Here is a 21,414-nt window from a genome sequence, read left to right as displayed (position 1 = left end):
AGGAGGAATGAATAATGAAATATATTGAATGGTTTGGTAAAAACTTTATTGGGTTGTTTGAAGCCGGTGGAGAACAATTTATGAGTTTTATGACTGGTATTATACCGCTATTGATCGTTTTACTAACATTTACCTATTCTTTGATCGCTATTATTGGAGAGAAGCGAGTCAATAAAGCAATTCGTGCCAGTGCGAAACATCTTGTATTAAGGTACACAGTCATGCCGATTTTATCGGTCCTTTTATTAACGAATCCAATGGCATATACGTTTGGAAAATTCGTTGAGGAAGAAGAAAAACCGGCATTTTATGATGCTGTAGTTTCATTTTTGCATCCTGTAACAGGGTTATTTCCTTATGCGAATGCCGGCGAACTTTTTGTATACTTGGGGATCGCTAACGGGGTCATGAAGGCAGGGTATGATCAAGGAAGTTTAGCCGTTCGTTATTTCTTATGTGGGATTGTCGTGGTTTTCGTTAGAGGTGTGATTACGGAGAAAATCACAAAATTTTTAATGAAGCGAGAATCTGCCACAAAAACTGAAACGATTTAAAGTGTGTTGAATCGAGTATATGGGAGGAAAAGCGATGTACAGAAAGATTTTTGTAAAAAAAGGCAGCAACGGCTGGGGAAAAGGATTAGAAATTCAGCCTGAAGGGAAAAAAATCAAGATTATCTCTGTGACTGGAGGAGGAATTCATCCTGTTGCGAAAAAGATGGGCGAACTGAGTGGGGCTGAAGTCGTCGACGGTTTCTCAAATGCGATCCCAGAAGAAGAAATCATGGCAGCAGTCATCGATTGTGGTGGAACAGCACGTATCGGGGTTTATCCAATGAAGAAAATCCCAACAGTTGATGTTTTGCCATCTTCGCCTTCTGGCCCTTTAGCTAAGTTCATTACAGAAGATGTTTTCGTTTCTGGTGTCACGCCAGAGGATATCGAGCTATGTGAAAATAAAGGGGCAGTGCTTGTAGAAGAAAAAACGCTAGAGAAACAGGCGGATACTGAAACTACAGATGCCCCAGAGTCATTTGAAGAAAAGTATGCCCAAGCAAAAGCACAGCACCAAGCACAAAATGCCAAAAAAGAGAGCATTCTCGTGAAGTTCTCTCGAGGGATAGGCAAAGTGATGGGCATTTTTTACCAAGCAGGACGCGATGCAGTTGATATGCTATTGAAAAACATTATTCCTTTCATGGCATTTATCAGCATGCTGATCGGATTTATCAATTATACAGGAGTAGGTGATCTCCTAGCACAAGCTTTAGCACCATTTTCTGATTCGATCATTGGTATGCTTTTGATTGCTTTTATTTGTAGTATGCCTTTTCTATCGCCCATTTTAGGACCTGGTGGTGTGATTGCGCAAGTCGTTGGTGTTTTGATCGGAACACAAATTGGCTTAGGCACCATTCCAGTTGCTTATGCGTTACCGGCGCTTTTTGCTATCAATGCTCAAGCAGGTTGTGATTTCATTCCGGTTGGTCTATCCCTTGGCGAAGCAAAACCTGAAACCGTGCAAGTCGGAGTCCCAGCGATCTTGTATAGCCGGGTCATTACAGGTGTGCTTGCAGTATTGATTGCTTGGGTCTTTAGCATCGGGATGTACTAATGAGAAAAAAGCAGAGAAAATCATACTTTTCTAAATGAAAAAAATTTCTACTCATTTGCAACAGAAACAAAACGTTTGTGGAAGTGCATTGCCTAGTTCTTCCAAGAGATCATGGGAGAAAACAACATCCATCCGCAGACATCAGCCAACATATTTCTAGAAAATCGCGAATTGGCTGTGTCATTTGACAATAGGTGTGGTATATTTTAATAAAAGGGTTTAGGGAGAGATGCGTGATGGATCGCACAGATGAAAAAGAGCTAGTTAAAATTGCATCGATGTACTATGAAGAAGGAAAAACCCAAGCGGAGATTGCGAAAATCATTGGTGTTTCTCGTTCTTTGGTTTCTAAAAATTTAATTGATGCGAAGGAAGCTGGCTTAGTAGAGATTTTTATTAATAGCAAAAGTGTTTATTCAGCAACGCTAGAGCGAAAACTGGAACAAAAATACCAGTTGAAAAGTGCAGTTGTCGTGGATACGATGGATCTGGCAAATCATGAAGTGGATAAAATGGTCGGACGACAAGGTGCTTTGTATCTGCAAAAGGTATCAAAAAAAGCGGCTAAAATCGGGATGTCTTGGGGGAAATCACTCCGCAATTTAGTTGATAACTTTCCTTTTACCAATCAATCTGAGATCACCGTATACCCCTTGATTGGTGGAATGGGGGATGATCATGTAGATATCCACTCCAACCAATTATCGTATGATCTGGCAAGAAAAATGCGAGGACGAGCGAAGTACTTGTATGCGCCAGCGTTAGTTTCAAACCCTCAAATTAAAAAGGACTTGACCGAAAACTCAACCATTCGTAGTGTCATAGCAGAAGCACGTGAAGTCGATATTGCTTTAGTCGGGGTAGCAAGTCCTTTCGAGGAAAGCACAATGGCAGAAATCGGTTATATTGACGATTCCGATATGAAAAGCCTTAAAGAAAAAGGAATCAAGGGAGACATAAATTCTCGATTTTTTGATGAAACAGGGAATGAAGTTGATTGTCAGTTGAATAAGAGTGTGATTGGTGTGAACTTAAAAGATATTAAAAAAATACCCACGGTCATCGGGATTGCTTATGGAACAAAAAAAGTTTTACCGATAAAAATTGCACTAGAACATCAGCTGATCAATGTCCTTGTTACAACAGATGAAGTTGCAAATGAATTGTTGCATGAAGCGTAAGTGTAAGTTATTAGGGCTCACAAAGCGCTGCAACGATCAGAACCAATAAACAAAATAGAAGCAGATAGTCTTTCAAGAGCACTGTTTCTTACAGTCCAATTGTAAGCGCTATTTATTTGATTGAAAAGAATTCTAGGAGGATGTTCGATGTACAAAACAACAGTCACAGAAATCGGAGAATTAGTGGAAGCATTTAAAGAAGAAAGTTTATTGATCCTTTTTGGACCAAAAGCAACACCAGAATTGAGAGCGATTTCGGTCATCCATACACATGAGGATCCAACAGAAGATGTGATTCAAGTTGGTGGGAAATTTCGTATTGGAGAAAAAGAATATGAGATCCAAGAAGTTGGATCGGCAGCAAATGCGAATTTCACTGAATTGGGGCATATCTCCATCTATTTCCGTGAGGGAGAAAATGAAGTTCTTCCAGGAGCGATTATCGTCTCGCCAAATGAGTGGCCTGATTTACACGTTGGACAAGCAATCACTTTCTAAATATTGCTTCCTCAAGGATCGGAGATTTAGTTGGAATGAATCAGCCATAGCCACAATGACCTATATTAGGAGTGATTGCTATCGATCTTAGTAAAGGTTTTTTCACAAAAATGATTTGAAAAGAATAAATCAGTCATTTATTCGCTAGAAGCCAATTGTTTCTCTTATTCAATCGACCAGTGCTATAATGAGAACGGATTCAGCAGTGCAGCTTACCAAAGAAAGGGAGCAAGAAAATGGCGAACAAAATGGTGTTTATTAACTTGCCTGTCACTGATATCAAACGTGCAACATCCTTTTATGAAGCGCTGGGGTTTGTAAAAAATGAAGAGTTCTCAAACGAGACCAGCAGTGGAATGGTTTGGAGTGAATCGATTTGGTTAATGCTGTTAGAACATGCGTTTTACCAACAATTTCTAAATGGTAGAAGTATTGCAGATACAAAGAAGACGAGTGGCGCATTGATCGCGTTTAGTTTTGACACACCAGAAGAAGCAAAGAATTTTGCAAAAATCGCTGAAGAAAATGGTGGACAGTCGTTCCAAGTTGATATGGGGATTCCAGAGGACATGATGGTCGGCTATGAAATCGTTGATCCTGACGGCAATCAGATTGAGTCTGCTTGGATGAAAGGCTATTAGTAAAGTGCTCGTTTAAATAAAAAGGAAAAAAATGGTTCAGTAGGCAGTTCCCTCAAGAAGTTAGGCTTTTGTGCTAACTTTTTGAGGGCTGCTTTTTCTTGACGGGATCCTCGAGTTTTGTAAGATTGGTCAGTACCCTTTGTCTAAATTTGAAAAAAGAGGTATGATACAAGAAAAAGGAGTGGATACGAAGTGAAATATTCAACGAAATACAGCGACGCCATTCACATCCTCGCTTACATCCACCTCTTTAAAGGAACTGATCTATCAAGTGATCGGATCGCCCAGAGTGTTGAAACGAATCCTGCTTATGTTCGCCGGATTATGAGTGATCTGCGTATTGCCGGATTGATCGAAAGCCAAAGAGGAAAACCAAACCCTAAACTAACGAAGGAACCAAATGAGATTTCTTTGTTGGACATCTATGCGAGTGTTGAAAAAGATCAGCATCTTTTACATGCGGACAAAAAGACCAATCCCAATTGCTTGATTGGGGGGAATATCCAAACGGTATTAGAGGAAACTTACGATGTGCTGCAAAAGAAAATTGAGCAGGAAATGAGCGCTATCTCGCTACAATCCATCATTGACGGCATTCAAGTAGAAGCCAATCATTAAAAGTGTCACATAAAAGGCTGTAAAAAAAGAACTTTCACCTGCTAGGCAAATTCTTGACAGGGAAGAAAGTTTCTTTTATACTCTAGTTGTAACTTAATTAGTAACAACTGATTTTGAAAAAACAAAAGTAGGAAGGATGATCATTATGAAAATCGGTATTATTGGCGCAACAGGGAATGCAGGTTCAGCAATTTATCAAGAAGCAGTACAGAGAGGACACGAAGTGACTGCTATCGTGAGAAATGAAGCGAAGGCCAAAGAACAACTTGGTGAGACGGTCAAAACACTTACAAAGGATGCTTTTTCTCTCACAGAAGAAGAGCTCAGTGACTTTGATGTGCTTGTTGACGCGTTTGCGACAAGTCCTGACAAAGCTTACTTGCATGTGGATCTGGCAGCAAAATTAGTGCACCTGTTTCGAGAAAAAAACACTCGTTTGTTCTTCATCTTAGGAGCCGGCAGTTTATTCAATGAAGCGGGGGAACGCAATCTCTCTGAGTTGAAAAAAGCACCAGGAAGCGAAAGTTGGATTGCGATTCCAGAAAATCAGCTAGACGAATATCTCTTTTTAGAAACAGTCAAAAATGTCCCTTGGGTGGGGATTTCTCCTGGGAATGTCTTTCAAGAAGGACCAGCTAAACCAGCGATTTTAGGGAAAGATCACTTACTATTCAACGAACAAAAGGAATCGGTGACATCTAGCGGTACGTTAGCTAAGGCAATTATCGATGAGATCGAAACAGTACAACATGAAAACACTCGCTTTACTGTGATTGATGCCTAGTAAGTTTTCAAAGACGACTGAGAAGGAAATGCTATGAGTAGCGTTGACTATTGGTACGAGTGGATGGATAGGCTATTTTAGGCAACAGTTCTTTTTTCACATTATTGTTTCCCATACTCAGTAATTTAGACAAGACAAATCCTCTGTCTTTGCTTATAATCAAGGACAGAGGTGAGAAAATGAATAAAAAAATCGAAGCGTATGAATTGATGCTTCTGCAATTAAAAGGATTATTAGAAGCAGAGAGTAATTGGATCGCTAATCTAGCAAACTCTTCTGCTTTATTAAATGAAACATTGGAAGATACGGTGTTTGCCGGCTACTATTTGTTTGAAGAAGGCGAACTGATCTTAGGCCCGTTCCAAGGAAGAGTATCTTGCACCAGAATCACTATGGGCAAAGGGGTTTGTGGAGAGTCAGCGGCAAAACAAACGACATTGATCGTCCCGAATGTCAAAGAACATGAGAACTATATCTCTTGTGACTCGGCAGCTATGTCTGAAATCGTTGTTCCTATGATAGCTGATGATCAATTGATTGGTGTGTTGGATATCGATAGTGGCAAAACGAACAGCTATGATGAGATCGATCAGAAATATCTTGAAGAATTTGCGGCGATCCTAGTAGCGAGTCGTAAATAAATCGTCATTTCTTAATAATTAGCAAAAAACAATATAACGTTTACAAAGCAAGTGTTCATTGAATAATGGGCACTTTTTTCATTTTTGTTTTAAATAGACATGCATATCGCTTTATTTTATTAGAATTAGATGATAAGATGATAATACAATTAGAGAAACGAGTAGTAAGGAGCGCATTATGGAAGCAGAAACAATTGTATTAGGTAAAGCATATGAATGTAAACCAGTTGGCTTAGAAAGCCGCGTTATCGGAGAAGTGGTCAGAAAAATGGAACGTTGTGCCGTTTTGCATGTGATCCGTTATGAAGAGACCGATCATGACGAGCTTGAAGAACGTTGTGGACGAGTTGTGGCAAAATACAACGAGATCTATCAACCAGCATTGGTTGAATGCTTTTCTAGCTAAGGGTTAATCCCAATCAAGCGAAGCCATGCACGTAAACCAATTCCCTTAACAAAGGGGCTGTTTCTTGGAAGCAGCCTCTTTTTTTGATTCTTGGACACCGCTGCGTAGAAAAATACATGCTATAATGGGCGAGAAACTAGCAGAAAGCAGGGAGCGAAATGGAATTAGAAAAAACGGTCATTGATGACAAACAGATGCTTTTTGAATTGCCGAAGGAAGCAGGGCAACTGCAAATTGTTAAAGGAAAACTTATTGAAACAAAAGACAATACCGTCCTTTTAGCCATAAAAGAAGGCCAATTACTATCAGTTGCAGATGAGAAAACATTTGATAACAAGCAAGAATATGATCGCTTAATGATCCTTACACCACCTTGGGAGATCATGGCGCCATACTTAGCAGCCTATTATCAAGAGAAATATCAACTGTCCAATGCTTCCAACGCACCTATCGTGATTCCACAGGAACTGCAACAAGGGGTCGCTGTTTGTGCGGAACCATTTGATTGCTTGATCGATTTTCTGGGTTATGTATCTACCAGCAAAAAGGAAACGAAAGCGGTGAAAAAAGGGGGTAAGCCTCGTCATAAATGGTCAAAAGAATTACAAGATGAACCCTTTATGGTGGATTATCAAGGAAGTACAGCAACGGTCTATTGGCAGAAACGCAACGAGGTTCGAATTGAAAAAGGCGCTACTTTGCGTCAAGAGGTTCCTTTGAACAAAGACGGCTCGGTGGGCTTTTCAGCACGATTAGCAGAAAAGATACGGCAAGAGAATCAATCAGCGATCAAAGAGGGACGAACGATTGAAGACGTCGTATTAAAAAGTGTCAATGAGGTCGGCATGTTTCTTTACTATGGGGGAACCAATGGCTGGCTTCAATTAAAAGATCAGCAAGGAAGAACCCTGAACGAGCGAACGGTGGAATAGAAAAGAAAGACACTGAACAAGAAAGCGATCCACCAAAGCGAACGGAATCAGCTTTGGTGGATCGCTTGTATCGTTTAACTAGGAGTAGGCTCTTCATCGATCAAGACAAATTCTTGACCTGTTTTGGACAAAACAAGGCTCGGTTTTGCAGTTCCTTCCTTTTCTGCTCGATACGCCTCTCGGTGCTTTTGCAGATGTTCGGGGCGTTTTAACCAAGCTTGAAATGCTTTTTTCTCAGTCCATTTTGACACCAACTGGAAAACGAGGCGGTCTTTTGATTCTGAAAACCAAGCTTCAGCAGACTGACAGCCAGCGAATGCTTTCATTGAGGCGGTATCTTTTTTCATTTTAGCTAGAAATCGTTCTTTACCTTCAGGAATTACTTCAAATGCGACGGTACGGATATACATGAAATTCCTCCTTGCTGTGAGTGATTTCATTTAGTATAGCGCTAATTGAGAATCATTGTCAATTAGCGTAAGGGATTTGTACGTTTTTATCGATTTTCACTTTTTGATTAAATCTTTCAAAAGCCTTGAACAAATGAAAAAAGTACGTATAATTAATATACGTACTGAAGAGTCCGAAGAGTATTGGAGAAAATGGATACTTGGGGAAGTCTTTCTTTTCTCACGTGCAATACTCTTCGTTTGTTTAGTGTACCACTCCCATTTTAAAATAGATACGTTTTTTTTACTTTCTGAGGAGATTTCTTTTACTCCTTGAGTTGAAAGGCAAAAAAGTGGGAAGGTTCTGAGAAAGCGCTATGAAGACGAAATTTACGTCTTCTTTTTTTGTGTGAAAGGGAAGGAAAATTAAGAAAGTTTTTTTATCCATTTTACCTGCGAAATGATGTATAAGAAAGTATCATAAGTTCTGATCCCTAGAAGATCAGGACTTTTTTGTATGCTTTCTTGGCACGACTCCTTTCAACGATATTCAGCATAAAGTCGCTCTTTTCTACTTTTTACATTCAGAAGAGCGTTTCTGACACAACCGTGTAACCTCTTACATTTTTTGGTCGTGTTAAATTGACAGGCTGCATAAACATGCGGTAAACTCGGTACAACAAACAGAATTTTTTGAATTATCTGAATGTTAGAAGGGGATGAGTAGAAATGGGGAAACGTGGCAAATATGCAGTATCGCTTGTGTTACTAGGCAGCTTATTTTTAGCAGCTTGTCAAAATGGCAATGAAGATAACGAGACGGATTCATCAGCCGCTTCTTCTGCAGAGCAAGTGATCAATGTGCAATTTTCGGCAGAGATGGGCAGTGCAGATATTTCTTTAGCAACCGACTCTTACAGCTTTATCACGTTAAACAACGCCTATGAAGGTCTTTATCGCTTAGATGAAAATAATGTTCCTGTGATTGCTGGTGCAAGCGAAGACGCTGAAGTTAGTGAAGATGGGCTTTCTTACACCATTTCACTGCGGGAAGAGGCAAAATGGTCCAATGGCGATCCAGTTACTGCAGCTGATTATGTTTTTAGCTGGCAGCGAACCGTTGATCCAGCCACTGCTTCCAATTATGCTTATATGCTGGCACCAGTTAAAAACGCTGCCGCTATTTCAGATGGTACGCTAGATAAAAGCGAGTTAGGGATCGAAGCAGTCAATGATCATGAATTGAAAATCACGTTAGAAAAACCGACGCCTTACTTTTTATCTTTACTGGCTTTTCCAACTTTCTTCCCGCAAAACGAGCGTGTCGTGGAAGAGTTCGGTGACCAATATGCCTTAACCAGTGAAAACGCGGCGTACAATGGACCATTCCTATTGACCAATTATGCTGGACCAGGCACCGACATCCAATGGACATTGGCGAAAAATCCCGATTATTGGGATGCCGATTCGGTCAAACTTGAAACAATTAACTTTGATGTCGTGAAAGACTCATCGACCGCTTATAACTTGTACGAAAGCGGACAAGCCGATGACATTATTTTAAGCGGTGAATTGGCGATGCAGAATGTGAATCATCCTGATTACATTGTTCAGCCTAGTGCAACCACTCAGTATTTAGAAATGAATCAAGCACCAGAAGATTCGCCTTTTCGAAATGCAAATCTGCGCCAAGCCATTTCGTATAGTATGAATCGACAACAAATCGTTGACAATATTTTAGGCAACGGCTCCTTACCGGCGGTCGGTTTTGTTCCTTCTGACCTAGCGTTTAATCCAGAGACAAAGGCTGATTTTGTCGAGGATGCGGCAACCACGTTAGCCTTTGACGAAGAAAAAGCCCAAGAATATTGGGAAAAGGCAAAAGCTGAACTGGGTATCGATACATTGTCTTTTGAACTGTTGACATCAGATACCGATCAATCGAAAAAAATGGCAGAATACATTCAAGGCACCTTGCAGCAAACACTGGATGGGCTGACTGTCGAAGTCACAAACGTTCCATTTTCTGTGCGCTTGGATCGTTCAAATAGCGGCGATTTTGAGATGGTCATGAACAACTGGATCGGGGATTATGCAGATCCAATCAACTTTTTGGAATTGTTCAAAAAAGACAGTTCCTATAATCGTGGAAAATGGCTAAATGATGACTACAATCAATTGATCGAACAAGCCTCCAATGAAAATGCTAACGATCCAGAAGCCCGTTGGGAAAATATGGTAGCAGCAGAAAAAATCTTAAACGACGACTTAGGCGTTATTCCACTCTTCCAAAGTGCTGAAGCACATCTACGGTCGCCAAAAATCAAAGGCCTCATCGTTCATAGTGTTGGCGCGGCCTATGATTATAAAAATGTCTTTGTCGAAGAATAAGGAGAAAAAAGCATCTTTCGTCTATTCATTGTCTGACTTCGTTAAAGAGGGTAGCAGACGAGAAAAACGTTACTAGAATGTTTAGCAACTTGATAACAAGGAATAAAGCAGTTCTTTTTCTAGCAGCGAACAATGACGTATTCATTTTAGCTAGATAAGAACTGCTTTTCTTTTTGGGAGGAACACCAATGAAAATCACAGCAGTTGAAACCAAACGAATTCCGATCCAGCTGAATGCACCCTTTAAAACGGCGCTCAGAGAAGTGCACGCCGTCGAAGTGATTCGAGTGCTGCTTTTTTTTGATAATGGGATCGTTGGCATCGGAGAAGCAGCACCTACCGAAGTGATCACCGGTGATACAAAAGAAAGTATTTTAAAAGATATCGAAACGGTCTTTGCTCCGTTCCTGTTAGGCAGAAAGGTAGATGCCCAATTGCTAGTAATGGATGAGCTTCATGCGCTGATCCAGCATCATACGAGCCCTAAAGCGGCGATTGATATCGCGTTGCATGATGCACTGGCAAAAGCGGCCAACTTGCCTCTTTACCGCTATTTAGGTGGTTCTGCCAATACATTGACAACCGACTATACGATCAGTGTTGGCTCACAGGAGCAGATGCTGCATGATGCCCAAGCGAAAGTCCAGGCGGGATTTCGCTCCTTGAAAATCAAACTAGGGGCAGGAACGATCGAAGAGGAAGTTGCGAAAATTCGCCGCATCAATGAACGCTTGGCAGGAAAGATTCCCTTTCGAATTGATGCAAATCAAGGCTGGACCAAAGAAGAAGCGGTGCAGATTTTAGACCAATGGCAAGACATTCCGATCGAGTTTGTTGAACAGCCAGTAAAAGCCCATGATTTTGCTGGACTCAGCTATGTGACTGCTCGTACGACGATTCCAATCATGGCCGATGAAAGTCTTTTTTCCTATGAGGATGCCAAGCGTTTGATTGCTGAAAACTGCTGCAATTATTTGAACATTAAATTGATGAAAAGCGGCGGGATCAAAGAGGGACAAAAAATTTATCACTTGGCAAAAGAGCATCAAATGCCAGTGATGGTCGGTTCGATGATTGAAGGGTATGGGGGAATGGCGGCAGCCGCCCATTTTGCCTTGGGGATGGCCGACGTCCAATTTTATGATCTGGACGTTCCTTTTATGTGGGAGACCCAAACGACTTCCCCTGAAATGCAAGGGATTCTTCAGCGTCCAGGAAGCTTGAGGGTCACCGAACGCATCGGTCTAGGAATCAACGAATAAATAGTTATGAGAGGAGCAAAGATGAAACAAATTGTTCAGGCTAGCTCTTCCTTCTTATGGAAGGAACCCAAAGAAAACAAAGTACTAGCAAAAATCAAAGCATTTCCTTTAGAAGCGCTGCACACTTTTTTGACTGATGAAGATACGATGCGGCTTTATCAGGAAAGCTTAGTGGACTCCGAAGTATTATATGGGACGATAGTAGAAGTCATCACCCAAACGGATGGTTGGTCACAGGTGATCGTCTTGGATCAAAAAAGCAATAAACACCCACTCGGGTATCCCGGTTATCTGCCGAACGAGGTATTGAAGCCATTGCCATCAGATTATGCACCAGCTAAAAGAAGGATTGGGGTGATTGCAAAAGAAGCCGTGCTTGTTTTTGACTCGACCACACGACTTGTTTCTTTTGGAACAGTTTTACCACTTGTTGGGGAAACCGCAGATTCCTATCAAGTGGCTACGCCTAATGGACCAGCAACGATCGCTAAAGCTTTTGCTCACGTCCTATCGGACACATGGGCAAAGCTCCCAGAAAAAATAATAGCCTTGGCAGAACAATTTATAAACCAGCCCTATGTCTGGGCAGGCATTAGCGGCAGTGGCTTTGATTGTTCTGGATTCATGTATTCGCTGCATCGACTTCATGGTATTTTAATCCCCCGAGATACGATCGAGCAAGCACAACAAGCAAACATCGTACCTTACAGTCAGGCACAACCAGGGGATCTGCTGTTGTTTACTTATGAAGAAGGAAAAGGCGAAGTCCATCATGTCGGTCTATATTTGGGGGATGACGAAATGATTCATTCAAGAACACCTGGGTCACGGGTCATGAAAACCAAAATCACTGGCTCTAATTATGAACCAGAACTCGCAGTTGTGGCGCGTTATTGGCAAAACCAGCCGAATGCATCACAGGAATGCTCATGAACATTCTTTTCATGATCGTAAGGAAAGGGGCATTTGATGGGAAAAGATGACTTGCGTGTAGCAATTGAGCCTATTCTAAAAAACTATCAGACAACTTTGGAAATGGGTTTATGGATCGGTACGCCAACGGAATGTCTCATTGACTATCAGAGTCAAAAGTCGTTTTCGGCAGCGAGTATCAGTAAGCTTGTTTTGTATGCCTATTATCTTGAACAGATTAACGAAGAAAAAATCGATCCGCAACAGCTGATCGGTGTGAACGCCGTTGATCTGACAGGGGGTGCTGGGGTGATCCGTCTTTTTCCTCAGAAGAAAGGTTGGACCATCAGTGAACTTCTCACGGCGATGATCGCCGTATCTGATAATACTGCGACCAATGTACTATTGGACTTAGTAGGGTTGCCCACGCTTCAGGCCTGGATTCAGGAGCCAGAGATTCAATTTGAACGGTATATGATGCGACCGATCAAAGACAAAGAGAACCGCTTGACCCCCTCGGCGGCTGCTAAACTACTACTAAGGTGTGTTAAACGAGAAGAAGCTGCACTAGGGTTTTCACCCTTAAATCAGCAGCAATTTCAAGAAGGATTAGCGGGAAATTTTGCGGAAACTGCGTATCCTGCTTGCCGCATTTTTAATAAGACAGGCCGTCTTGACCGCATCGAACACGATGTAGCGTATTTACAAGCCAATGAAACGACGGTCATCATTGCGGCGTTTTCCTATGATAAAACCGGTAGTGGTCAAGGGATCAGTTGGCTAAGAGAAATTGGTCAAACAGTTTATCAGCAATATTTTTAAGTAAAATGCGCTGCGTATCGATCCTCACTTAGAGGCACTTGATCCGCAGCGTATTAATTATTTACAACAATAAAATCCCCCATATCATAGCGGTGCCGTGATTGGGAAAATTCAAAAGGCGTCCCATCGCCGAGGTAAACCGTTTGCTCAACTTCTAAAATGGGATCGGTGGCGGCACAAGCTAAGTATTGCTGGTCATAGGTGTCTGCACGATCCGCTTTGATACGACGGACAGATGTTCCAATCGAGGAGTGGAGTTGGTTCGTGATGTAGCTATAGACTGAAGAGGATAAGACTTCTTCGGTAATGCCAGGAATGACATGAAGCGGCATGATGGTATATTCTAAAACAACGGGTACATCGTCAAATAGACGCAGACGAACGATATCATAAATTTGCTGGTCACTGCGAATTTTTAGTTTTTCTTGTTCTTTCTCATCGGGAAAAAGAATGGCAAAAGAAATGATCTTGCTGGTGATTTTTCCTGTCTCTCCAAGGCGCTTCGTCAGCCCGCGATTGATCTTGGCGTTGTAATCGAAGGTTGAATAGGAATCACTGATAAACGTACCCGTGCCTTTTTTACCGTAAATAATGCCTTCCATTTGTAAAATATTCAATGCTTTTTGAATTGTCACGCGGCTCGTTTGATAATCCGCAGCCAGTTCGGATTGCTTCGGCAATTTTTTCTCTTCTTCGTAAAACCCGTGATTGATTTTGCTCCGTAAATCGGCAGCGATGTCATGGTAGTTCGCCATTTGCTTCACCTCAAAATAATAATAAGTGATAAAACGAAGTATGTAAACTTGGAGCTTTACATACCCTGTTTTGAAGGCTTTTCCTGCGTTTACATTCTTCAGGAAATGAATTACATTTGTAATGTAATCGTTTTCTAACAATTGAAGAATAGGGGTATAGGAGGGAGTTTTATGCAAGGATTTATGGATCGACTCGCTGACGTTTTAGGAAAGTTTGCCAATAGGATCAACAATTTACGCTACATCATGGTCATTAAAAATGCCTTTGCTGCTTTGATTCCAGTAATCATTACAGGAGCGTTTGGTACATTGTTTTCAGCAATGGTTTTTGATGCTGAAAATGGATTGGCACAAATCGAGGCACTGCGCTTTTTAGAAAGTTTAAAACCGATCTCATCTGCGGTCAGTTATGTGACGTTGAGTTTCTTAACGATCTATGCAGTGTTTCTGATTGGGATTGAGCTAGCAAAATTAAATAAGATTTCTGGGGTCTTTCCAGGAATCATCGCAGTAATGTCTTATCTTTCTGTTAATCCAATGATCTTTGAATTTTTGCACGAAGATGCGACGGTGGTTGCCGAAAACGTGCTGGCTAAGCAATATACTGACACGAAAGGCCTATTTTTAGGCATGTTCGTTGCGATCGTTTCCATCGAGCTTTATGCGTGGTTAGGAAGACAAAAACGGCTGCAGATCACGATGCCTGATAGTGTTCCTGGGAATGTTTCGGCAAGTTTTTCGGCATTGTTTCCAACGATTTTCACCGTGACCATCATCGCCACCGCTGGTTTTGCTATCAAAGCACTCACAGGGATGTATGCTTACGATATCATCTACAATGTCGTCCAACGACCACTGGAAGGGATCGTCCAAGGATTGCCAGGTATCTTGTTGTTGATGTTTATCGCACAAGTTTTTTGGGTCATCGGGATTCATGGGAACCAGATGGTCAAACCCATTCGCGAACCATTGTTGCTGGCAGCGATCGCTGTCAATACGGAAGCTTTTGAAGCTGGAAAAGAAGTACCCAATATTATTACGATGCCGTTTTGGGATATGTATATGAGTATGGGCGGCTCTGGGGTTACGATTGGGTTGCTGATTGCGATTTTGATCGTCGGCAAGCGGGAGGACATGCGCCAAATCACTAAATTGTCATTAGCACCTGGGATTTTCAATATCAATGAGCCAGTGATCTTCGGAATGCCAATTATGCTGAATCCCATTTTGGCGATTCCCTTTATCCTGACACCGTTAGTAACAGGAACGATTGGGTACGTGGCGACAAGTCTAGGCTTTGCCGCTAAAGCCGTGGTAATGGTCCCATGGCCGATGCCACCGATCGTCAATGCTTATCTAGCTACTGCTGGGGATATCGGGGCTGTGATCACGCAAGTTATCTGTATTGTCGTGGCAATTTTGATCTATCTACCTTTTGTTTTGGTAATGAATCGTACGACCAATGAAGTTGCATAAAGGAGTTTTAAAAAAATGGTAAAAATACCTGAAACATTTATTTTAGGGGCTGCTTCGTCTGCTTGGCAGACAGAAGGCTGGCAAGGAAAGAAAGAAGGGCAAGATTCGTATCTCGACCGCTGGTACAAAGAAGAACGCTTTGTCTGGCATAATGGCTACGGGCCGGCTGTTGCGACGAATTTTATGGAAAAGTTTTCAGAGGATGTTGAACTGATGCAGGAGGTTCATTTGACCCATTACCGAACATCGATCAATTGGGCGCGCTTCTTTACCGACCATGAACAGCTGATCGTTGATGAAGATTATGCTGCTCATATTGATCAGCTGATCGACCAATTGCTTGCTGCTGGGGTCGAACCGATGCTTTGTTTGGAACATTATGAACTGCCAGCTAGTTTGATGGATACCTATGATGGCTGGAGCTCGCGGAAAGTGGTCGATCTATATACTCGTTATGCCGAAATCGCCTTCGAGCGTTACGGTGATCGAGTCAAACAGTGGTTTACCTTCAATGAGCCGATCGTTATTCAGACTCGTTGCTATCTCGATGCGATCCGCTGGCCCCATGAGCAAAACACAAAAAAATGGATGCTTTGGAACTATCACAAAGTATTGGCGTCCGCCCAAGCGGTGGCTGTCTATCATGAAAAGGGCTACGAGGGGCGCATCGGTTGTGTGCTAAATCCAGAAATGGTTTACGCACGCTCTTCCTCACCAGAGGATCAAAACGCGCAAAAAATGTACGATCTTTTTTTCAACCGAATCTTTTTTGATCCAATGGTTAAGGGGCATTATCCAGATGAACTTATCACGCTTTGCCAAACCTATGACATCTACTTTGATCCGACAGAAGAAGATTTGGAAACGATCCGCACCCATACGGTGGATTTCTTAGGTGTCAATCAGTACTACCCGAAACGCGTGCGGGCACCACGATATCAATGGCATTCGGATACACCATTTCATCCAGAAATGTTTTATGAGACCTTTGATTTGCCAGGAAAACAAATGAATAACTCCCGTGGCTGGGAAATCTATCCGAAGGTCATGTACGATATGGCTAATTATCTTAAAGAAAATTATGGCAATATTCCATGGCTGATCACTGAAAATGGTATGGGGCGGGAAAATGAAGAACAGTATATGGATGCCACAGGTCAAGTCCAAGATGATTATCGGATTCAGTTTATTACCGAACATCTTTACTGGCTGCTAAAAGCCGTCGAGGAAGGCGCCAACTGCGAAGGCTATATGCTTTGGGCATTTACCGATTGTGTTTCACCTATGAATGCGTTCAAAAATCGCTATGGTCTCGTACGAATCGAGCTAAATGAAGAACGGACTCGGTCATTAAAAAAATCAGCCGCTTGGTATCGTTCCCTGATTGATGAACGGTGGCTTCCATTTGAAGAAAAACCATTGATTCTGTAATAAAAACCCACGTTGATTTCCTCATCCTAAAGGAAATCAGTGTGGGTTTTCAGTTAAAAGGGTTGTTTATGAGGAGCAAGTTTCTCCCAGTCAAAGGTGACGCCAATCCCTGGTTCTTCTGGGGCAATCGCACAGCCATCGGATGGATCGATCACTAACGGTCTCGTGGTGTATTGATCGATTGGGAAACTGTGCATTTCGAGATACCCAGCATTAGGCATCGCTGCTAGTAGACTAACGTGCAATTCTTGCATGCCATGTGTAGAAACAGATAAGTTACTTGTTTGTGTTAAGGCAGCAATTTTCAACCAGCCGGTGATCCCACCGCAATTGGAAGCGTCGGGTTGCGGAAAATCGACATTGCCATATTTGATCATATGAGCAAATTCGATAGGGGTGCGCAAGTTTTCTCCGCCTGCCACCGCAATTTGCCCTTCTTTAGCGATACGAGCGTAGCCTTCGTAATCTTCGGGGATCGTTGGTTCTTCAAGGAACAAAATGTCATAAGGCGCCATCAGTTTGGCGGCTTTGATCGCTTTTTCAACAGACCAGCTCATGTTGGCATCCACCATAAAGACAACATCGGGCCCAATCAATTCTCTGACCGCTTTTATTCGAGCAATATCTTCGGCAAGTGTTTTTTGTCCCAATTTGATTTTGACCGCTTTTAATCCCATGTCTAAATATTTTTGATTATTGGCTAAGAGTTTTTCAAGAGGAAAGTTTAGATCAATCGCACCACCATAGCATTTTACTTTGTTGCTTGCGCCGCCTAAAAGTTTGTAGAGGGGTTCTTGTGCTTTTTTCGCACGTAAGTCCCACAAGGCGATATCACAAGCCGCAATGGCGAAACTTGCTAAACCGCCTCTGGCAACATAGTGGATTCCCCAGTTCATCTGATCCCACAAGGCTTCCACACATGCTGGATCTTTCCCTAAAAGGATCGCTTTTAGTTCTTTATCGATCAGTTTGGCGATCGATTCGCCACCGAAGCCACCAGTATACGTATAGCCGACCCCTTCACGTCCATCATCAGTAACGATCTTGACGATAGGCACTTCAAAGTGGGTGTGTAAGCCATGCTTCGCATCTTCCATGATTTCTGGAAGAGGTATCCGATAATACGCTGTTTGTACATCTGTAATTTTTGCCATTAAAAATCCTCCTCAAACTAATGTTCACGTGTGCATTTTAATGTTAACGTTTGCATAACCATGGTAGCATGGGAAGGCGAGATTGACAAGGCTGAATTTCCTCAAATTCAAAACTTTAAAAGAAGGAGGATCGCTATCGAAGGGATCGCATCTCATCAACTGATGCTTCACGTAACGATTTAGAATATAAACAGATATAGGGAATATTAGCTAGAAATGAAGTGAAACCCCTATAAATTGTCACAAAATAGCATTTTGTTTATTTTTAAAGCATAGTTATTGAATAAAAATCATTTTTGTATTATGATTATCTTAACAACGAGCAATGAAGAGTACTGGGGCAAATGAAAGCTTGGGGAAGTCTTTTATTTGGGATACCTAGTACTCTTATCTTTGTTAAACGACAAGTGAAATACAAAAGAACGACTGAACTTCTTTGGTTCAGTCGTTCTTTTGTATTTCATAAAGCGAGCGAGAGTAACTTATCGTAAGGAAGAACAAGTTTTTCTCAATTGACAAAGGAATAATCATTGGCGGTTAAAACAGTACGAGCTTGTTCTACCTGATGTTCCTTGATTAAAATATAATCAGTATTGAAGGTAGAAACAGCAAAAATACTGATTGACTCCTCGGCTAGAAGGGAAGAGATTTTTGCAATAATGCCAATTAAGCTAAAATCCAGCACACCAATTATTTTCATCGCTTTCCATCCATCTTCTCTGTTTAGTGTTTCAGCTGGAACCTTTGCCGTTGGTAACACCAAAGAAAGTTCTTCTGACGTATGGGCAAAAAATAGAGGAACGATCTTCAGTATCGAAGGATCAATACGCTCTACTTGGATGACAGAAAAAGAGGGTGCCAATAAGGTCAGTTTCATTTAATCACGTCCTTCGTTTGATGCAATCATCATATCAAAGGATAAGAAAGAAGGGAAGGCGATTATCATTTGATCACGTATGATTCTAAGCGTTGTGTCGTTTCTGCGAGACGTAACAGACGGGTAGATTCTATACAGAAGAAAATAAGCGGTTAAAACTGATGGGTATACCTCTGTTTCTGGAGAAGAAGAAATATCAATTGGATCCGCAATCTATGCTGAATCAGATTTGAAATCAATCGAGTTAATAGAAGATAAATAGCACTCAATCATAAATCAATGGTTGAGTACTATTATTGTACATAAAATTATGGTGGACAGAGGAATGGAATATAAATCACTAATTGTTTGATTGGAAGAAAAATTGATATTGAGGATCATAAAGAGAAGAAGGAACATGCTAAATTTTACGAAGACCTTACAAGATTCAAGGAGAAGGTAAAGAACGCTCTGTAATATTTTGATAAACTTTAGTCAAGGAGGTGTGATAAATGGATAAATTTTTCAACTTTATTGAAAAAGGACTTTCCGAAGAAATTAATTTTTTTATGTTTTCCATAGATTTGGAACATTATTTAGTCGATCACTACGAGGAAATGTATACCGAAAACAAAGAAGCTACATTGTACCTGAATGATTTACTTCCTGATGAGGCTGAGAAAATGGAACCTGGAATGAATCCAGATAGTTTTTGTGAACGAGTAAAGGAAATTGTAGAGAAATCGAAAACACTTTAATTAGCACTTTTTTTGCTGAGGCAGAGTCAGATCAAGCCAGCAACGAACTATCATAGATTGTTGATGATCAAGCAGATTATGAAACTTACATCAAGCTTTGATGATAAGAAACATCTTCAAAAAATTTCATGCGATGAGGCAGGGAAAATAACTATTGTAGAAGCAAAGAAAGCCGTTGAGAACGCAAAACAGGAGTGAAAAAAAGTGTATCTAAAGATACTAAGGAGTAAAAAGCCTTAAATCAAAAATAGAGTAAAAAAATCAGCCCAAGAAAAACTCGCAAAAAAGAGATTCGTATACAATTTGGTGAAAAGGTACGCCATTGAAGAGCATTGATTGCTTAAAAAAGCATCTGACTTCACTTGAACAATTAATGTAGGTTCAATCGGTATAAGAAATACAATCTAAGAAAAGCGAGGAATAGCACATCGGTTTAAAGCTGATAATTAACCACCATTTGACTACCAAACAAGAAAACTACGAAAAACATTGTGGAACTGAAAATACAAAAAAAGTGTTCAAAACCTCTTTAAATCAAGGCTTTGAACACTTAGGAAAAACTACGAAAATCTAATCGATTTTTCTTTATGGAGATGGCGGGAGTCGGTAAAGTGTTGATATCATAATGCTTTCAGCTTTTTGACTACCAAATTGACTACCAAAATTAAAAATCCACATAAGTATTGAATCTATTTGCCAGCTGTTCTTTTGCACTTTTTGAAACGTGAGTATACACATCCATCGTGGTTTGAATATCAGAATGACCTAATCTCGATTGAACATCTTTGATAGATGCCCCGGCTTCAAATAGAAGAGAAGCATGAGTATGACGAAAACCATGTATTGAGATCTGTTTAAAATCTTCGGGTAATTTTTTCATTGTGACTAGGTACCATTTTCTGGGTTTGGCTGGCGAAAGAATTCCACCGTCTTCACTTTGGAAGATTAAACCATCCGGAGATTCCTTTTTGAACTCCTTTAATATAGCGATCGTTTTGTCATCTAATGAAATCCTACGAATAGAAGAAGGAGTTTTTGGAGTTTGAATATAAAGTCCGCTAGCGCTTCTTGATACAGCTTTATTAATATTGAGTGTTTGATTTTTGAAATCAATGTCAGTCCATTTTAGCGCTAGTGATTCACCTTTGCGTATTCCGGTGAAAGCCAAGAGACGAAAGTAAACATACGCTCTGTAATTGTTATCACTTTCTAAAGCTGACATAAATTGTTTTAACTCTTCTTTATCATAGAAGTTTAAATCCTTGTCCTCGGTTACTACTTTTTTTCTAACTGGTTTCTTGATTACCTTAGTTGGGTTCAAGTTGATCAGCTGCATACGAATGGCGTAGTCGAAAACTAGACCAGCATAATTCATGACCATGCTTGCTCGTACCAATTTTTTATGCCATATATTCATTTGGTTTTGTACATCCATAGGTTTTATTTCTAGAATGTTTTTTTCACCAAATGCTGGAAGTATGTGATTTTTAAAAACACGTTCTGTCTTTAATAGAGTTGAGGCTTTAACTGTTGATTTATATTCCTCATACCACAAGTCATATATTTCTTCATACGTTTGAATCTCGGGTTCCTCAACAACCTCTGGTTTTTGCATACCATTTACTTCTAAATCAGCTATTGCTAAACGAGCTTCTCTTGTTGTCTTAAACCCACGCCTTGTTGTGCGAATTGGCTTTCCTGTATCTGGATCTGTTCCTAGGTACAGTTGAAACATATAAGCTTTTTCGCCATTTTTTTTGATGTACTCTTTTATTCGGATATCTTGCTTTTTCTTAGCCAATTGCTTCAACTCCTAGAATTTGTTACAATAGGCGTAACCTATTGGTTATTTCTGTTTGCACGCTCTCGCCAGCCAAAGTGATGAGCGTGTTT

The 21,414-nt window shown here is 40.9% G+C and carries 22 protein-coding genes; 17 read left to right on the top strand and 5 right to left on the bottom strand.

The annotated features are described in order from the left end of the window. The first annotated feature begins 14 nt into the window (after positions 1-14). From srlA to IGI72_RS13135, 10 genes are all read left to right on the top strand, one after another. Complete coding sequence (gene srlA, locus IGI72_RS13180) at positions 15-554, top strand: PTS glucitol/sorbitol transporter subunit IIC (RefSeq protein ID WP_005237225.1); 540 nt, start codon at positions 15-17, stop codon at positions 552-554. 34 nt (positions 555-588) lie between these two features. Then, positions 589-1,614 carry a PTS glucitol/sorbitol transporter subunit IIB gene (srlE, locus tag IGI72_RS13175; RefSeq protein ID WP_284591033.1) on the top strand — a complete coding sequence of 342 codons (1,026 nt, stop codon included), beginning with the start codon at positions 589-591 and terminating at the stop codon, positions 1,612-1,614. Between the two features lie 236 nt (positions 1,615-1,850). Next, on the top strand, positions 1,851-2,795 hold the full coding sequence (locus IGI72_RS13170) for a sugar-binding transcriptional regulator (RefSeq protein ID WP_438754540.1): 945 nt from the start codon (positions 1,851-1,853) through the stop codon (positions 2,793-2,795). A 147-nt stretch (positions 2,796-2,942) separates the two neighbouring features. Then, positions 2,943-3,293 carry a PTS glucitol/sorbitol transporter subunit IIA gene (locus tag IGI72_RS13165; RefSeq protein WP_015510125.1) on the top strand — a complete coding sequence of 117 codons (351 nt, stop codon included), beginning with the start codon at positions 2,943-2,945 and terminating at the stop codon, positions 3,291-3,293. A gap of 236 nt (positions 3,294-3,529) precedes the next feature. Further along, positions 3,530-3,934, top strand: a complete 405-nt coding sequence (locus tag IGI72_RS13160) for a VOC family protein (RefSeq protein WP_005229066.1) — start codon at positions 3,530-3,532, stop codon at positions 3,932-3,934. Between the two features lie 192 nt (positions 3,935-4,126). Continuing rightward, entirely contained in the window at positions 4,127-4,552 is a 426-nt protein-coding gene (locus IGI72_RS13155) for an Rrf2 family transcriptional regulator (RefSeq protein ID WP_010749722.1), read from the top strand. 136 nt (positions 4,553-4,688) lie between these two features. Continuing rightward, complete coding sequence (locus IGI72_RS13150) at positions 4,689-5,336, top strand: NAD(P)H-binding protein (protein WP_016608699.1); 648 nt, start codon at positions 4,689-4,691, stop codon at positions 5,334-5,336. Positions 5,337-5,515: 179 nt separating this feature from the next. After that, positions 5,516-5,977 carry a GAF domain-containing protein gene (locus IGI72_RS13145; RefSeq protein ID WP_015510123.1) on the top strand — a complete coding sequence of 154 codons (462 nt, stop codon included), beginning with the start codon at positions 5,516-5,518 and terminating at the stop codon, positions 5,975-5,977. 178 nt (positions 5,978-6,155) lie between these two features. Further along, the gene (locus IGI72_RS13140; RefSeq protein WP_005229082.1) at positions 6,156-6,383 is read left to right on the top strand and encodes a hypothetical protein; all 228 of its coding nucleotides are present in this window, start codon (positions 6,156-6,158) and stop codon (positions 6,381-6,383) included. Between the two features lie 158 nt (positions 6,384-6,541). Then, positions 6,542-7,315 carry a hypothetical protein gene (locus IGI72_RS13135; RefSeq protein WP_438754537.1) on the top strand — a complete coding sequence of 258 codons (774 nt, stop codon included), beginning with the start codon at positions 6,542-6,544 and terminating at the stop codon, positions 7,313-7,315. 74 nt (positions 7,316-7,389) lie between these two features. Here the strand turns inward: IGI72_RS13135 and IGI72_RS13130 are convergent, their stop codons facing one another. After that, positions 7,390-7,725 carry an antibiotic biosynthesis monooxygenase family protein gene (locus IGI72_RS13130; protein ID WP_438754535.1) on the bottom strand — a complete coding sequence of 112 codons (336 nt, stop codon included), beginning with the start codon at positions 7,723-7,725 and terminating at the stop codon, positions 7,390-7,392. Positions 7,726-8,433: 708 nt separating this feature from the next. Here IGI72_RS13130 and IGI72_RS13125 point away from each other — a divergent pair. The 4 genes from IGI72_RS13125 (at position 8,434) to IGI72_RS13110 (ending at position 13,091) form a co-directional block, all read left to right on the top strand. Further along, positions 8,434-10,095: a peptide ABC transporter substrate-binding protein gene (locus IGI72_RS13125; RefSeq protein ID WP_438754533.1), complete on the top strand. Its 1,662-nt coding sequence runs from the start codon at positions 8,434-8,436 to the stop codon at positions 10,093-10,095. A 188-nt stretch (positions 10,096-10,283) separates the two neighbouring features. Further along, positions 10,284-11,357: a dipeptide epimerase gene (locus IGI72_RS13120; RefSeq protein WP_060792528.1), complete on the top strand. Its 1,074-nt coding sequence runs from the start codon at positions 10,284-10,286 to the stop codon at positions 11,355-11,357. A 21-nt stretch (positions 11,358-11,378) separates the two neighbouring features. Next, complete coding sequence (locus IGI72_RS13115) at positions 11,379-12,290, top strand: C40 family peptidase (protein WP_438754530.1); 912 nt, start codon at positions 11,379-11,381, stop codon at positions 12,288-12,290. A 36-nt stretch (positions 12,291-12,326) separates the two neighbouring features. Continuing rightward, on the top strand, positions 12,327-13,091 hold the full coding sequence (locus tag IGI72_RS13110; protein WP_438754528.1) for a serine hydrolase: 765 nt from the start codon (positions 12,327-12,329) through the stop codon (positions 13,089-13,091). Between the two features lie 53 nt (positions 13,092-13,144). Here IGI72_RS13110 and IGI72_RS13105 read toward each other — a convergent pair whose 3' ends face one another. Beyond that, positions 13,145-13,846, bottom strand: a complete 702-nt coding sequence (locus IGI72_RS13105; RefSeq protein WP_010749712.1) for a GntR family transcriptional regulator — start codon at positions 13,844-13,846, stop codon at positions 13,145-13,147. A 171-nt stretch (positions 13,847-14,017) separates the two neighbouring features. Here IGI72_RS13105 and IGI72_RS13100 point away from each other — a divergent pair, with 171 nt between their 5' ends. After that, positions 14,018-15,322 carry a PTS sugar transporter subunit IIC gene (locus IGI72_RS13100; protein ID WP_015510115.1) on the top strand — a complete coding sequence of 435 codons (1,305 nt, stop codon included), beginning with the start codon at positions 14,018-14,020 and terminating at the stop codon, positions 15,320-15,322. Between the two features lie 15 nt (positions 15,323-15,337). Next, positions 15,338-16,753, top strand: a complete 1,416-nt coding sequence (locus IGI72_RS13095; RefSeq protein WP_438754526.1) for a glycoside hydrolase family 1 protein — start codon at positions 15,338-15,340, stop codon at positions 16,751-16,753. A gap of 53 nt (positions 16,754-16,806) precedes the next feature. Here IGI72_RS13095 and IGI72_RS13090 read toward each other — a convergent pair whose 3' ends face one another. Further along, positions 16,807-17,907 carry a mandelate racemase/muconate lactonizing enzyme family protein gene (locus IGI72_RS13090; RefSeq protein ID WP_081116486.1) on the bottom strand — a complete coding sequence of 367 codons (1,101 nt, stop codon included), beginning with the start codon at positions 17,905-17,907 and terminating at the stop codon, positions 16,807-16,809. Between the two features lie 508 nt (positions 17,908-18,415). Further along, entirely contained in the window at positions 18,416-18,784 is a 369-nt protein-coding gene (locus tag IGI72_RS13085) for an ACT domain-containing protein (RefSeq protein ID WP_010749708.1), read from the bottom strand. A 491-nt stretch (positions 18,785-19,275) separates the two neighbouring features. Between IGI72_RS13085 and IGI72_RS13080 the strand changes: the two genes are divergently transcribed. Continuing rightward, the gene (locus IGI72_RS13080) at positions 19,276-19,521 is read left to right on the top strand and encodes a hypothetical protein (RefSeq protein ID WP_010749707.1); all 246 of its coding nucleotides are present in this window, start codon (positions 19,276-19,278) and stop codon (positions 19,519-19,521) included. A gap of 664 nt (positions 19,522-20,185) precedes the next feature. Here IGI72_RS13080 and IGI72_RS13075 read toward each other — a convergent pair. After that, positions 20,186-21,322, bottom strand: coding sequence for a tyrosine-type recombinase/integrase (locus IGI72_RS13075; protein WP_438754523.1), 1,137 nt, complete (start codon positions 21,320-21,322; stop codon positions 20,186-20,188). Between the last annotated feature and the right edge of the window lie 92 nt (positions 21,323-21,414).

Origin of the sequence: Enterococcus sp. DIV1059_2, assembly GCF_051713685.1 — a bacterium.
Classification (GTDB): domain Bacteria; phylum Bacillota; class Bacilli; order Lactobacillales; family Enterococcaceae; genus Enterococcus_D; species Enterococcus_D casseliflavus.
Note: the sequence above shows the minus strand (reverse complement) of the source record. Positions and strands in the feature narration are given on the sequence as shown.

Coding starts and splice junctions, on each gene's coding strand:
- IGI72_RS13105 (WP_010749712.1), bottom strand. CDS start 13,846: ATGGCGAACTACCATGACATCGCTGCCGATTTACGGAGCAAAATCAAT.
- IGI72_RS13120 (WP_060792528.1), top strand. CDS start 10,284: ATGAAAATCACAGCAGTTGAAACCAAACGAATTCCGATCCAGCTGAAT.
- IGI72_RS13095 (WP_438754526.1), top strand. CDS start 15,338: ATGGTAAAAATACCTGAAACATTTATTTTAGGGGCTGCTTCGTCTGCT.
- IGI72_RS13085 (WP_010749708.1), bottom strand. CDS start 18,784: ATGAAACTGACCTTATTGGCACCCTCTTTTTCTGTCATCCAAGTAGAG.
- IGI72_RS13135 (WP_438754537.1), top strand. CDS start 6,542: ATGGAATTAGAAAAAACGGTCATTGATGACAAACAGATGCTTTTTGAA.
- IGI72_RS13110 (WP_438754528.1), top strand. CDS start 12,327: ATGGGAAAAGATGACTTGCGTGTAGCAATTGAGCCTATTCTAAAAAAC.
- IGI72_RS13100 (WP_015510115.1), top strand. CDS start 14,018: ATGCAAGGATTTATGGATCGACTCGCTGACGTTTTAGGAAAGTTTGCC.
- IGI72_RS13170 (WP_438754540.1), top strand. CDS start 1,851: ATGGATCGCACAGATGAAAAAGAGCTAGTTAAAATTGCATCGATGTAC.
- IGI72_RS13140 (WP_005229082.1), top strand. CDS start 6,156: ATGGAAGCAGAAACAATTGTATTAGGTAAAGCATATGAATGTAAACCA.
- IGI72_RS13115 (WP_438754530.1), top strand. CDS start 11,379: ATGAAACAAATTGTTCAGGCTAGCTCTTCCTTCTTATGGAAGGAACCC.
- IGI72_RS13145 (WP_015510123.1), top strand. CDS start 5,516: ATGAATAAAAAAATCGAAGCGTATGAATTGATGCTTCTGCAATTAAAA.
- IGI72_RS13130 (WP_438754535.1), bottom strand. CDS start 7,725: ATGTATATCCGTACCGTCGCATTTGAAGTAATTCCTGAAGGTAAAGAA.
- srlE (WP_284591033.1), top strand. CDS start 589: ATGTACAGAAAGATTTTTGTAAAAAAAGGCAGCAACGGCTGGGGAAAA.
- srlA (WP_005237225.1), top strand. CDS start 15: ATGAAATATATTGAATGGTTTGGTAAAAACTTTATTGGGTTGTTTGAA.
- IGI72_RS13125 (WP_438754533.1), top strand. CDS start 8,434: ATGGGGAAACGTGGCAAATATGCAGTATCGCTTGTGTTACTAGGCAGC.
- IGI72_RS13080 (WP_010749707.1), top strand. CDS start 19,276: ATGGATAAATTTTTCAACTTTATTGAAAAAGGACTTTCCGAAGAAATT.
- IGI72_RS13165 (WP_015510125.1), top strand. CDS start 2,943: ATGTACAAAACAACAGTCACAGAAATCGGAGAATTAGTGGAAGCATTT.
- IGI72_RS13090 (WP_081116486.1), bottom strand. CDS start 17,907: ATGGCAAAAATTACAGATGTACAAACAGCGTATTATCGGATACCTCTT.
- IGI72_RS13160 (WP_005229066.1), top strand. CDS start 3,530: ATGGCGAACAAAATGGTGTTTATTAACTTGCCTGTCACTGATATCAAA.
- IGI72_RS13150 (WP_016608699.1), top strand. CDS start 4,689: ATGATCATTATGAAAATCGGTATTATTGGCGCAACAGGGAATGCAGGT.